At 69.8% G+C, this 12,927-nt stretch carries 12 protein-coding genes; 5 read left to right on the forward strand and 7 right to left on the reverse strand.

The window, feature by feature from the left end:
- Positions 1–6: 6 nt before the first annotated feature.
- From AC6LJ5_RS01240 to AC6LJ5_RS01260, 5 genes are all read left to right on the forward strand, one after another.
- Positions 7–2,403 (forward strand): DUF6493 family protein, encoded by a 2,397-nt coding sequence (locus AC6LJ5_RS01240; RefSeq protein WP_498139616.1) that lies wholly within the window; start codon positions 7–9, stop codon positions 2,401–2,403.
- 110 nt (positions 2,404–2,513) lie between these two features.
- Positions 2,514–3,095 (forward strand): SMI1/KNR4 family protein, encoded by a 582-nt coding sequence (locus tag AC6LJ5_RS01245; protein ID WP_498139617.1) that lies wholly within the window; start codon positions 2,514–2,516, stop codon positions 3,093–3,095.
- Positions 3,096–3,170: 75 nt separating this feature from the next.
- A complete protein-coding gene (locus tag AC6LJ5_RS01250) occupies positions 3,171–3,824 on the forward strand; it encodes a hypothetical protein (protein ID WP_103274852.1) in 654 nt (217 codons plus the stop codon).
- Between the two features lie 46 nt (positions 3,825–3,870).
- Positions 3,871–4,887 carry a hypothetical protein gene (locus AC6LJ5_RS01255; protein WP_498139618.1) on the forward strand — a complete coding sequence of 339 codons (1,017 nt, stop codon included), beginning with the start codon at positions 3,871–3,873 and terminating at the stop codon, positions 4,885–4,887.
- Positions 4,888–4,959: 72 nt separating this feature from the next.
- Complete coding sequence (locus AC6LJ5_RS01260; protein WP_498139619.1) at positions 4,960–6,168, forward strand: hypothetical protein; 1,209 nt, start codon at positions 4,960–4,962, stop codon at positions 6,166–6,168.
- Between the two features lie 77 nt (positions 6,169–6,245).
- Here AC6LJ5_RS01260 and AC6LJ5_RS01265 read toward each other — a convergent pair whose 3' ends face one another.
- From AC6LJ5_RS01265 to AC6LJ5_RS01295, 7 genes are all read right to left on the reverse strand, one after another.
- The gene (locus AC6LJ5_RS01265) at positions 6,246–6,989 is read right to left on the reverse strand and encodes a 4'-phosphopantetheinyl transferase family protein (protein WP_498139620.1); all 744 of its coding nucleotides are present in this window, start codon (positions 6,987–6,989) and stop codon (positions 6,246–6,248) included.
- Positions 6,990–7,026: 37 nt separating this feature from the next.
- Positions 7,027–7,692 (reverse strand): GntR family transcriptional regulator, encoded by a 666-nt coding sequence (locus AC6LJ5_RS01270; protein WP_103274848.1) that lies wholly within the window; start codon positions 7,690–7,692, stop codon positions 7,027–7,029.
- Between the two features lie 109 nt (positions 7,693–7,801).
- The gene (locus AC6LJ5_RS01275; RefSeq protein WP_498139621.1) at positions 7,802–8,848 is read right to left on the reverse strand and encodes a hydroxyacid dehydrogenase; all 1,047 of its coding nucleotides are present in this window, start codon (positions 8,846–8,848) and stop codon (positions 7,802–7,804) included.
- 2 nt (positions 8,849–8,850) lie between these two features.
- The gene (locus tag AC6LJ5_RS01280) at positions 8,851–9,522 is read right to left on the reverse strand and encodes an RraA family protein (RefSeq protein ID WP_103274846.1); all 672 of its coding nucleotides are present in this window, start codon (positions 9,520–9,522) and stop codon (positions 8,851–8,853) included.
- A 37-nt stretch (positions 9,523–9,559) separates the two neighbouring features.
- The gene (locus tag AC6LJ5_RS01285; protein WP_498139622.1) at positions 9,560–10,525 is read right to left on the reverse strand and encodes a Bug family tripartite tricarboxylate transporter substrate binding protein; all 966 of its coding nucleotides are present in this window, start codon (positions 10,523–10,525) and stop codon (positions 9,560–9,562) included.
- Between the two features lie 68 nt (positions 10,526–10,593).
- Entirely contained in the window at positions 10,594–11,469 is an 876-nt protein-coding gene (locus tag AC6LJ5_RS01290) for an NAD(P)-binding domain-containing protein (RefSeq protein ID WP_498139623.1), read from the reverse strand.
- 440 nt (positions 11,470–11,909) lie between these two features.
- Positions 11,910–12,854, reverse strand: a complete 945-nt coding sequence (locus AC6LJ5_RS01295; RefSeq protein ID WP_498139624.1) for a GlxA family transcriptional regulator — start codon at positions 12,852–12,854, stop codon at positions 11,910–11,912.
- Positions 12,855–12,927: the final 73 nt, after the last annotated feature.

The raw sequence follows: 12,927 nt of genomic DNA on the forward strand, positions 1-12,927 counted from the left end.
GCTCGCATGACGACTTACGAAAATATCTTGGGCTACTACCGCGACCTGGCGCGGCTGGTCGAGGAAGGCGCGAGCTTGCGCGCGTTGTACGACGCCATGCTGGGCGTGCAGTCGGCAGACCTGCGCGCGGTGGACGCCTCGCCCAGGCGGCTGCGCGAGATGGCGCAAGGCTGGTCACAGCGCCCGAATTTCGTGCCGATCCGCCTGAACGAGCTGTTCAACGGGCTCCAGGTCGAGCACACCGATGACTACGTGCTGGCCATGGTCGGCGGGCTGGGCGGGCGGCACGAGCAGGAAGTGCGGCTGTTCATGCTGCGCCATGACCACGCGCTGCGCGATCAGGTGTTCTGGCGGGTCTTCGAGGTGGAAGGCGGCGGCGAGATCTCGCTGGCCAACATCGACAAGTTCTCGCGCGAGGAATTCAACTGGCACAACACGGTCGTGCTGCTGGCCAACGAAGGCACGCTGGAGCGGGGCCGCGTGCTGCGCGGCTGCCTGGAGGCGCTCAACCGGGATTTCTCCGCCTATCGCGCCGGCTGGTTCTCGCGCGTGTATGCGTCCCTGGCGCCCACGCCCGAAGAAACGGCGGCGGACCAGCCGCTGCTGCGCCTGTGCCTGGGTTCGTCGATCACCGCCACTGTCTCGCTGGGCGTCAAGCAGCTGGAGGTCCTGCACAAGCACGGCCTGCTCGACGCCGCGCCCTTCGTGCAAGCTTGCGGCGGCGCTTTTTCGGGGCCGAAGGCGGCGGCGCTGTCGGTGCTGCGCATGCTGGAGGCGCTGGGCGCGCGGGCCGCGGTCGAGTCCGACGCGGTGGCGCAGGCGCTGGCTTTGGGCCTGGGGCATCCGCATGCCGACGTGCAGCGGGCGGCGGTGAAGGCGCTGGCCAGGCTGGGCCGTGAGGATCTGGCGCATCAGCAGCGCGACGCGCTGGCGCCGGCGGTGGCGGCAATGCTGTCGGACGCCGGGGCCGGGAGCGCGGCAGGGGAAGGGCTGGCGGCGGGCGGCCAAGCCCCGCCTTCGTCCAACGCGCTTCCCGGCTTGCCGCCGCCCGCGCCGCTGCGCCCCTGGACCGACGAGGATGCCCAGGAACGCTATGCCGCGCTGCTGGAAGCGCCCGCCGACGCGCTGGAGTTCGAGCTGGCGCTGGCCTGGCTGGCGACGTCCGGGCAGGTGGCGGCCACGATCGCGCCCCTGGCGAAGCGGGCGCGCCACCTTGCCGAGCGCGACGAACAGCACTACGCGGCTGCGCTGCTGCTGGCGGCGCACGATCCCGCGAGCGCGTTCCTGCCGCGAAAGTTCTGGCAAAACACCAGGAGCCGGCAGGTCGATGGCGAGTGGGTGCGGGAGAATGTGGGCGAACCCAAGGCGCTGCCCAGCGCCGAGGAAACCACCATGCTGCCCAGTTTCGTCACCCGGCTGCGCGAGGTGGCGGGGATCGTGCAGGGCAGGGCGTCGCGCCGTCCGCTGCTGGCCACGCCCACCGACACGCAGGGCTGGGTCGATGCCGATGTTCTGCTGGCCCGTTACGAGGCGGGCAAGGAGAGTGGCGCGCCGTTCCCGGTGGATCTGACCCAGGCCTTGCTGCGCGTGCCGCCCGAACAGCGCGCGCGCGTGGTCGAGGCCACCGGCGGCGCGTGGCCGCGGATCACCGACACCTTGCGGATCGAGTGGCACAGCCGTGGGTCGGAAACCTTGAAGGCCGATGGCTCTCCGCAATGGGTGTGGTGGCACCCCGAGATCCAAGCGGAGCCCATGGAAGCGCCTTCGGCCACGCAGCCGGCGCTGATTCCGTCGGGCCCGCTGCGCTACAACGACGGCGTCGACGCCCATGCGCTGGTCTGCGCCGAACTCGGCCTGGCCCATCCGGCGTCGACTTTGCCGCTGACGGCCGCCAATCTGGGGCTGATGAATGTCGCGGCGAGCGATGACGCCGAGCACCGCGCGGCCGCCATCCTGCGCGTGCTGGCCACGCATCCGGGCGCCTGGCGGTCCGAAACGGCCCAATTGCTGGCCCTGGGCATGGCGGCCAAGCAGGCCGGGGTGCGCGCGCAGGCGGTGGAAGTGTTCGCCGCCGCGATCCCGGGCCGCGTGGACGCGGCGGCCGTGGCGCAGGCTTTTGCCGCCTGCGCGCCCGCCATCGTTCTGACGCGCTGGGCGGAGTCCTTCGCGGACGCCGCGACGCTCGCGCCCGCCGCCGTCATCGCGGTGCTGGGCGGCCTGCTGCCGCGCCTGGACCACAAGGCGCGCGGCATCGGCGCGCTGCTGACGGTGCTGCTGGATGAGTCGCTGCGCCACGCGCGTCCGGTCGAGGACGCGGACCTGCGCGGCTGGCTGGCGGGCTTTGCAGGCGGGTCCGCCGCCGCCAAGGCCGCCAAGGCGCTGTTGGCGTTGGGGACGCCATAGCGCGTCCGTTCGCGTCCGCCGGCCCGCCGCGATCAGCGATATAGTGATGTGCCTTCAAGGTTCCCGCCCGCGCGGCGAGCCAGTATTTGTCTTTGATTCAGGAAGCCTGCATGACCCGGACCGCCGAACAGTTTCACGAACGCATGTGGGATATTCTGGATCCCGTTGACACCGAGTACTTCGAGGTCGTGGCCGCGCCCGCGCCCGACGCGCAGGCGATATCCAGCCTGGAGGCTGCTGTCGGCTTCCCGTTGCCGGCGGCGTTCGCGGCCTTCTGTCAGCGCGCCAACGGCCTGTGCGTGATGGCGCGCGAGGAAGTCTGGCCGCATGCGAAGGAATTCGAGGTCGGCCCCGCCTGGACCTTCTGGCGCGGCCTGGTGCTGCTGGGCATCGATGCGCCGGAACTGCCTGAATGGGCCAGCATCTCGGCGCAGCAGCGCCAGCTGGCCGAGGCCGGCCTGCCCGGCATCCTGCCCGTGCTGAAGATCGTGGGCGACGGCAGCCGGATCTGGGGCGTGGATCAGGCGGGAACGGTCGTGGTGATCGACGACATGACCGATCCGGAGCCGCTGGAAGGCGATCTCACCGACCTCTATGCCGAACAGATCGCCGAGCTGATGCAGCGTCAGCAGGACATGGCGCAGCGATTGGCTGAGCGCGCAACGCGCAAGCAGGGCAAGCTGCCGGGATAAGGCGCGGCGGGACGCCGGCTGATCCCTGGCTCGATCAACATCTCTCGAATCACTTCAAACCGCTCAAGACCACACATGATCCGTTTACCGAGCAAAGTCGCCGCCTTGGCCGCAGGCATGCTGATGACGCTGGCGTGCCAGGCGCAGTCACCAACACAGCAACCCGCGCGGGAGACGCCCGCGTCGTCGACAACGCCATCGGCGCAGTCGCCTACCGTCGGCGCCTGGCGCAAGGTGTCCGATGCGCAGTTCAATCAGCAATACCGTTTCTCGATGCTGCCCGGCGTGGTCGCCGCGGGCGGCAAGAGGGCGGTGTACGACTACCAGGCCGGCAAGATCGTGTGCTGCCTGGTCGTGGTCGGGCCGGAGATCAGCGAGGCCGAGCTGGACAGCAACTACGGCATTCCGGGCCCGTGGATCACCGATCTGGTCAATGGCTGGAACCTGGACGCCGCGCCGTACCGGCCCCGCGTGCAGCTGCTGCGCGCCGAAGGCGCCTTGCTCGACTACGAATTCTCGGACATGGCCGACGAGCTGGGCGGCCTGCTGCTGCCCGCCCAGGCCCGGGCGGTGGCGCCGCGCACGCTGGAACTCGATGGCCAGCGTTACAGCGTGACGCGCAAGGATGTGCCGCTGGCCAGCGACGACGGCATGGTGCATGCCTATGCGCTGCGTCCGGCCCAGGGCGGCAAGCCCCTGGCGGTCGAGGTTCCCTACGGGATCTATTGAGCGCGATCGTGGCGCGACGCGTTTTGAGAAGGAGATGGCGGCAAGCATGAGCGCGACCCTGCAAGTCACGGAAGAACCCCTGTCCGACGAGGACATCCTGCTGCTGCGCCGCAGTCGCAGCAGCAGATTGCTGACGGCCGTGTTCGCCGGCCTGATGTTTCTGTTGCTGGCGAGCAGCGTGGTCCTGTTCGTGGTGCTGGTCATTGTCGACCGCAGCTTGCTGATCAGTGGCGACGGCCTGGTGATCCTGTTGTGCACGGCGGCGATGGGGGCCTTCGCGGTGTTTCTCGGGCGCAGGTTGTTGAAGCTGCCGCGCGCCTGGCGTCGCTTCAACCAGGTCTTGAAGGGGCGCATGCCCAAGCAGATCGTTGCCGGCCATCTGACCGGCTTCGGCCCGGCCGAGTCGCCCGGCATCTGCTACGCGTTTGGCGAGCAGCGCGTGAATGTGGCCCTGCCGTTCTGGAACGAGGTGTCCAGAGACACCCGCGACGGCTTCCGGCCCCTGGCGGCCGCGGCGCTGACGGACCTGCCCGTGCGGCTGCATCTGCTGACGCTGTCGCCCGACACGCCGCCCGTGCTGCTGCGGGCCGAGTATCCGATGAGCACGCAAGTCTGGAATTCGGTCGAGGAAATCAGCGATGCCGACCGCGAGGCCGTGCGCAATGAGGAACTGAGCCTGCGCAAGTTCTTCTACGTGGTCGCCCTGGCCGTGCTGGTCGGCAGCTTGTTCTGGAGCCCCTTGATCCTGCTGGCCGGCTTTCTCTTCCTGCTGGGACTCGTGCTGGGCATGCGCAGCCCCAGGCTCAAGCGCGCGCGGTACAAGCACGGCGTGCGCGGGGTGGTCGAGGAAGTCGTGACCTATCGCTTGCGCACGACCAACTCGAACGTTGCCACGTTGGTTCACAACTATCGCATCGGGGGCCTGATGTACCGGGTCGAGCACTTCGGGCCGGTGGCCGAGCCGGGTCAGCGCGTGGAGTTCGAGTATCTGGACGGATCGGACTTCCTGGGGCCGCGCGCCTTGTTCTTCCGGATCGAAGACCAGCCGGTCATGACGCTGTGAGGGCGTCGCGCAGGGCGTCGAGCGCCGCCGGCCTTCGCCGGGTCGCATGCTTAATATCACCAGGAGCAATTCATGTCCGCCATCATGGACGTATCCGATCAGCCTGAGGGGTCCGTGAGCGATGCCGGGCGCTATGCGCTCGGCCTGACGGAACCGGGCAGCCATGTGCTCATCCGGGAAGCGGGACGCGGCGATCTGGTCATCGGACCCGCCGGCATGGGCAAGAAGGCCGATCTGCACGTGGCGCCCGACGCGGCGATCCACTGGCCGGCGCTCGATCCCTATGCCACGCCAGCGGGATCGCCCTGGCCGCGCCATATCGGCTATTGTGGCAATGACGCCGGCTTCATCGGCTGGTCCGAGCGTCGCCCCATCGAGCAATTCAGCTGGACGCCGGCATTCGGCGATGCTCGCCGCGTCGACGCCGGCGCCGCGCGGATCCACACCTTGCAACTGCGCCTGGACGAAGGCGGCGGTCATCTCGACATGACGCTGCCGCCGGGTTGCGCGCTGCACCTGTTTGGCGATCTGTCGCGCCTGACCGCCGACGGCGAGCCGCCGGGTTCGTTGACGCTGGCGCCCGCGCTGGGCCGCCGGCCAGGCATGGCGCCCTATGTCCTGCCCGACCTGGGGCTGCTGCGACAGGCGTCGTCGCTGTCGCTCCATGGCGGGCCGATGGGTCAGGCGATTTCCCTGCAAGGCATCGAGCGCTTTCCGGCGCTGACGCAGCTCATGCTGTGGGGCCGTTTCGCCGATTGGGACGCGCTGTTGCGGCTGCCTCATCTGCGGGCCCTGGAAATCCGGTTCACGCCAGACCTGCAGGGCCTGCCGCCGCTGGACAGCTGGCCGCTGCTGGACCGCTTCATTGCCTACAACGTCGACGAAGCCGCCGGCAAGCGGCTGAGGGCGCAGATGAAGGCGCGTGGACAGCAGCGGGCCTGGACCAGCCATGCCTCGGTCAGCCAGTTGCGCAAGCCGGAATGGTGGCAACGTGAATACGGGCGGCCTTTTTCGGGCTGGAGCGGCCGTCAGGCCAAGGCGGCGAACGCGGCCTATGATGCGGCGCGGGACGCACTCGACGGCGCGACGGATGTCGAGGCGGCGCAGGCGGCGATCACGGCCTTCGCCGCGCATTTCAACCAGATGAAGGGCATCGAAACCCCGGAGCGCGACGACATCGGCGAGGCCGTCTGGCAGTTCAGCCAGCGGGATTCGGCCTTGCGGCTCGGCGTGACCGAGGAGCAGGCGCAGCGCTGGTTCGATGCGGTGCGGGACTACTAGGACGGCAAGCGGGCAGCGTCGGGCGGCTCGGCCGCCGGGGACGCCGCGCGCCGGGGCGGTCCCGCGCGGCGGCAGCCTTAACGGAACGGATGGATATTGAAAGGGCCGTCGCCGACCGCCGTGCCCACGACCCGCAGTTCCGGATCGAGCCATTCGGAATAGTGCAGGCCCTGGTGCGCGAAATGCGTCACGGCGGCTTGCGCGACCGACTCGGTTTGCATGAAGGCGGAGAAATCCACGCTGTCCAGCTGATCCAGCGTGATCCGGCCCAGTTTCACCAGGCATTCCTTGCGCACCCAGAGCCGCAGGAAGGCCAGCGCGGCGGGCGAGACGGGGGCATCGGCGTCCGCATCGGATGCGGCCATGGACTGGAGCCGCTTGCGCTCCGCCGGGGCGAGCGCGAAATCCAGGTCGGAATGATCCGGCTGCGACGCGTTCCATCGTTCCAGGTCGATGCCGACGGGCCGGTCGCCGCAGGCGGCGGCGACGACGCCCTTCGCGTGGCTCAGGCTGACATGCAGCCCGGGATGATCGGGCAGGGTGGGGCGGCCATGCGGGCCGCCGCAGGTGTCGCAGCGCTGCCGCAGGACGATCGTCCCGGGCGGCGCGCCGATGATCGAGGCGGCCATGGCGCGCACGAGCCGGTGCGCGGCGATGAAGTCGCGCCGGTCCGCGTCGTGCGCGAAGGCGTTCGCCCGCTCGCGTTCCTCCTGCGTCAACGGGATGTCCTGGGCCGCGAGCGCGTCCAGGACGGCCCGCGTGGCGCCCCAACCCAGGACGCCGCGCCGGGCGCTTGGCGGCTTGCTCATGCTGTGGGACATGAGCAGCGCGATCCCGTCTCGTGCGCGGGCGGGCGCGTCATGCCGCCGCCGGCTGGGCCTTGCCCTTGCGGTGGTTGCGGAACAGCAGATGCGTGGCCGCCAGGTGAAAGCGCACTGCCAGCGCGGCGCATTCGGCGTCGCGCGCCCGCAGCGCGGCGATGATCTGCCGGTGGTGCTCGACGCTGCGCAGCATGTCGTCGTCGCCGTAGAAATAGAACGAGCCGATGATGATCGGCATGTCCAGCAGGTTCTCGACCATGGCGCGCACGCGGGCCGACTGCGCGGCTTCCAGCAGCTTGTGGTGGAACTGGTTGTTCAGCTGCTGGACCTGCTGCACGCGGTCGGGGGCGGCGGAGCGGACCGCGTCCTGCATGGACTGGTTCAGCCGTTCCAGTTCCTCGATCTGCGCGTCGCTGGCGTGGCTTGCGGCCAGCCCGGCGGCGTAGGGTTCCAGCAGCATGCGCAGCTCGAAGGCCTCGTCGATGTCGCGGTCCTGCCAGCCCAGCACCACGGCGCCGCGCCGTTCCTCGCGCGTCACCAGCCCGTCCGCGATCAGCCGTTCGATGGCGTTGCGCACCGGCGTGCGGCTGACCGACATTTCGGCGGCGATGTGCTCTTCGCGCAGCCGTTCGCCCGGCAGGAAGGAGCCCGCCATCAGGCGGCGTCGCAGTTCCCCGTATACGTGATCGCTGGCGTTGGACATGGTGAGGCGGGCGTGTCATCCAAAAACTGGACTATAGCGGACGGCGGGCGCGCGTCGAAATCGGGGCTGCGCCTACAGCCGTCCACCACCAGCGCTTGCGCTTTCGCTGTCAGTCCGCGCGCGCTTGCGCCAACCGTTCCAGGAACCGGGGCCACACGTAGGGATTGAGCAGGCGCTCGGGCCGGATGCCGGCCAGCATCTGCGAGATCTGGCGCGCGGAGCCCGCCGCCACCTTGCGGCGGCCTTCATGCGTGACGCCGCCGGTATGGAAGGCGCTGGCCACGTTGGGATGCTGCAGCAGCCGCGACGCCGGCGAGGGCGGCTCGACGCGCCACACGTCCAGCCCCGCGCCCGCCAGATGGCCGCTGTCCAGCGCGGCCAGCAGCGCGTCTTCGTCGTGGATGCCGCCGCGCGCCGTCGACAGGAACAGCGCGCCCGGCTTCATGCGGGCAAAGGCCCACGCGTCCATCAGGCCGCGCGTGGCCTCGTCCAGCGGGCAGTGCAGGCTGAGGATGTCGGCCCGGGCCAGCAGGGTGTCGAAGTCCACGGGTTCGGCGCCGCGCGCGCGGATTTCCTCGGCGGTCAGCAGCGGATCGCAGGCGATGACCGTCAGGCCGAAGCCCTGCGCGATGCGCGCCACCCGGCGGCCGATTTCGCCGATGCCGACAAGGCCGATGACGCGGCCCTCGATCTCGCGTCCCATCAGCGCTTCGCGGCTGCGGGCCGTGCCGGCGCGCAGGGCCGCGCCCGATTCGTCCAGGCGCTTGACCAGTGACAGCAGCAGCGCATAGGTCATTTCCGCGACCGAGGCCGCGTTGGCGCCGGCCTGGTTGACCACGGCCACGCCTGCCTGCGTGCAGGCCGCCACATCGATCGTGTCGTAGCCCGCGCCGCCGGAGGACACGCACAGCAGTCGCGGACAGGCCGCGAGCAGGTCAGGCGTGACCTGCCAGCCACGCGGCACTTCATCCCTGGCGGCGCTGACGTGATAGGCCCGCGCCTGCGCCAGGCCCTCGGCCGTGCGCGCGTCCCCGGCGGCGGCCGCCAGCACGGACAGGCGCAGCGCGGCGTCGTCCTGGATGGCCGCGTCGAAGACGGGATCGATCCACAAGTCCAGCCGCGCGACCGTGAACGCGTGCCGTGCGGGTGCTGTCATCGTCAGACCCCCGCGCAGCCGAGCTGTCTGAGGCGCGCGTCGATCCACGAGGTGTCCAGCGTGCCGGCGGCGATGTCGGCCAGCATTCGTTCCTCGATCTCGTGCTTGGCCTGGGCGGCTTGATAGAGCGTTTCGGCCTGGTCGAACGGAATCGCCAGCACGCCATCGTCGTCGCCCAGGATCAGGTCGCCGGGCGCGATGGTCATGCCGTCCAGCGCGATGATGCCGTTGATTTCGCCGGGGCCGTCCTTGTAGGGGCCGCGATGGGTCACGCCGGCTGCATAGACGGGGAAATCGCCCTGCCGGATCGCGCCGCAGTCGCGGATCGCGCCGTTGATGACGATGCCCGCCACGCCGCGCGAGCGGGCGTAGCTGGTCATGATCTCGCCGATGATGGCGTTGGTCAGGTCGCCGCCGGCGTCGACGACGATGACGTCGCCGGGCTGAGCCAGGTCCAGCGCCTTGTGCACCAGCAGGTTGTCGCCGGGGCGGGTGCGGACCGTGAGCGCCGGGCCGGCCATGACCGCGCCGCCGTGCATGGGCCGCAGGCGCGGGCCGCCGGCCGTCATGCGCGACATGCAATCGCTGATATTGGCCACCGGGATCCGGCGGAACCGTTCCGCCAGGTCCGGCGCGACCGCGCGCGTGCGCGCATGTATCTGGAATCCGTTCATGCTGCTTCCGTCTTGTCTGTGTTGATGCGCATCGGCGTCATTGCTTGGGAATGCCGGCGTCCCGGACCACCTTGCCGAACACATCGTGGTCGGCGCGATGGCGCTGCGCCAGGTCGGCGGGCGTGCCGCTCATCACGGTGTAGCCGGCGTCTTCCAGTTTCTTGACCAGCTCGGGCTTGGCCTGCACCTTGCGCAGCGCCTGGTTCAGCGTGGCGACCACGTCGTCGGGCGTCTTGCCCGGCGCCATCAGGCCCCACCAGATGAATTGGTTGATCGTGGGATAGCCGCTGTCCACGAAGGTGGGCACGTCGGGCAGGGCGGGCGAGTGGTCGGTCGCCACCACGCCCAGCGCGCGGACCTTGCCGCCACGGATCTGCGACAGCAGCGTGGCCACCGAGCCCACGTACATGTCGATGCGGTTGCTGGCCAGGTCGGGATAGGCCTGCGCCCAGCCGCGATACGGCACGTGCATCAGCTCGATGCCGGCGGCCTGGCGCCACAGGTAGCCGGTGAGGTCGCCCGTGCCGCCCACGCCGGGCATGCCCAGCGAGATGAAGTTGGGCTTGGCCTTGGCGGTCTTGACCACGTCGGCGATCGATTGGTAGGGCGACTCGGGCAGCACCACGAACACGCTGGGCGAGGACGCGACCGGGCCGACGGGCTTGAAGTCCTTGAAGGTGTCGTAGCTGAGCTTGTTGTAGAGCCAGGGGTTGAGCACGATGTTGTCGGTCTGCGCCATGACCAGCGTGTGGCCGTCCGGCTGCGCGCGTGCCGTGGCGTCCAGCGCCAGGTTGCCGCCGGCGCCGGGCTTGTTTTCCACGACGATGTTCCAGCCGGTCTCCTCGGCGATGGCGCTGCCGATCATGCGCGTGAGCGTGTCTGTGCCGCCGCCGGGCGGGAACGGCGAGATGATGGTGATGGGGCCCTTGCCCAGATCGGCGGCCGAAGCCGCGGCGCAGGCGCCCAGGAGCGCGGCGCCGATAAGCGTCTTGATGCGTTTCATTGTCTTCCTCGTGTGTTTTTTTAGTAGCGCGGCCGCGCGTTGCGGCCGGAATTCGGTGCGCGGGGCCTTCAGCGCTGGCGGGCCAGCTGCTCCAGCCACGCCAGCCGCGCGGGGACGGAGTCTTCGACTTCGACGCCGCCCTGGGCGCGGGCGGCTTCCAGATGGCGCGCCGTGCGCGCGAACAGGCGCTCCACGCCGTCCAGCACCAGCGGCTCCAGGCCGGCTTCGTACAGCTGGTCGCGGGCTTCGCGGACTTCGGCGTGGCGGCGTCCGGCATGGTCCACGTGCGAGCGCACGAAGGCGTCCATGAAGGTGGTCAGCGGCGTGCGGTCGATGTCGGACAGCACCTCGTAGAGCGAGGCGCGCAGGCCCATGGCGTTGGCGGCGACCAGGCATTCCACGGCCAGGCTTTCCATGCCCTTGGTCATGATGCTGCGCAGCAGCTTGAGCCGCACGGCGTCGCCGGGCGCGCCGTCGATGGCGCGGGCCGGCGCGCCGCCGCTGGCGGCCAGCGCGATCACCTGGTCCGCGCCCTGGCCGGCGCACAGCAGCGGCGTGCGCTCGGCCAGCAGGGCGATGGCGCCCATGATGGCCACGTCCGTGAAGGCCAGCCCGCGCGCTCGTGCCGCGCTGGCGGCGGCCTGCATGTCGGCGGCGCTGGCGGTGGTGAAGTCGGCGTAGACGGCGTCCGCGCGCAGGAAGGCAAGGCAGGCCTGCGCCACGGCCGAGGCGCTATGGCCGTAAACCGCCGACACCACGATGTCGGCCTCGGCCAGCCAGGGGCCCGGCGCGGCGTGCAGGGCGGCGTTCAGCGAGGCGGCGCGGGTGCGCATGGCCTCGTCGTCGCGCAGTTCGCAGATGCCGATGATGTGATGGCCGGCTGCGGTCCAGGCCCGTCCGTAGCAGGAGCCGACTTCGCCGCAGCCCAGGAGTGCGATTTTCATGAAAAAGTACAAAAAAAATACAATATTGGCTTTGTACTCTCCAGGTGATCTTGGTGTTTATTGGTGATTTCCCTTGGGTGTGGAATTATGTTTGTACAAAAAAAACACAAAATAGATCCAAGACAGCAGCGGGAGTCTACGGCGGGGGATGCGGACGCCGCCCCGCGCGGTCTCGGCGCTATCCGGGGGCGGCTGGTCCGCCCGTGATCGAGGCGTGCCGTGGGCTCGCAGGTAGGCAGGGCCGGCGACCAGGGTTTGCTGGCCGGCCCCGATGCGGCGCGCCACCAGCGTGGGTTCCAGCGTTTGCCCGGCGCGGATGGCCAGGTCGATGCGCTCGGCCAGCAGGTCGGCGCGGGGTGGTGGACGACGGCGCGTGCGGCTTGGATTCGTCCAGTTTCAAGGGGAATGGGGCGCCCGTCCGTGGAGGACCGGGTGTCGCGTCAGGGCATCGTCCGCGCCTCGCGCCGCACCGCCTGCGGCGGCATGCCGAAGCCGCGCAGGAAGGCCTCGCGCATGTGGCGCCGGTCGCGAAAGCCCGTTTCCCTGGCCACGACTTCCAGCGGATGCCGACTGCCTTCGATCATCAGGCGGGCGGCTTCGAGCCGCAGCCCTTCGACGGCCTTGGCGGGCGACTGGCCGGTCTCGGCCGTGAAGACGCGGCTGAACTGGCGCGGACTCAGCTTGGCCGCCTGGGCCAGTTCCTCGACGCTGAGCGGCTGCGCCAGGTTGCGCCGCGCATGTTCCAGCGCCAGCTGGATGCGGTCGGACTTGGGCGCCAGCCTGAGCATTTCCGAATGTTGTGATTGGCCGCCCGAACGGCGCTGGTGCATGACGAGGCGGTGCGCCACCGCGCGCGCCACCTTGGCGCCCAGGTCCTTTTCCACCAGCGCCAGCGCCAGGTCGATCTCGGCGGTCATGCCGGCGGATGTCCAGACCGGCCCGTCGGCGATGTAGATGCGGTCGGCCTCGACCTGCGCCTGGGGGCGGCGTTGCTGCAAGGCGTCGGCCCAGTACCAGTGCGTGGTGGCGCGGCGTCCGTCGAGCAGGCCGGCGTCGGCCAGCACGAAGGCGCCCGTGCACAGGCCGGCGACGCGCCGGGCGCGCGCGGCGAACCTGTCCAGCAGCCGCAGCAACTCGGGCGCGGCCGGCGCGGCCAGCGGTTGCAGCGTGCCGGCCACCAGCCAGGTGTCGGCCTGGCTGCGCGCGGTGAGCGGACGGGCCTGCAGCGTCAGGCCCGTCGAGGCGCGGGCCGAGCCGTCCAGCGCATAGGTGTCCACGGCATAGAAGGGCTCGGCCATCATCAGGTTGGCGAGTTCGAACACGGTCTGGGTGCCCAGCGCCATGACCTGGAAGCCCTCGGGCAGCGCGTAGCCGATGCGGTGCATGGAATTGTTCCTTCAGGGTATGTCTTGATTCATGACTATATACGTCATTTACGCCATTGCCGGCAAGCCGCAA

Source organism: Achromobacter sp. 1011791174, from assembly GCF_059760925.1.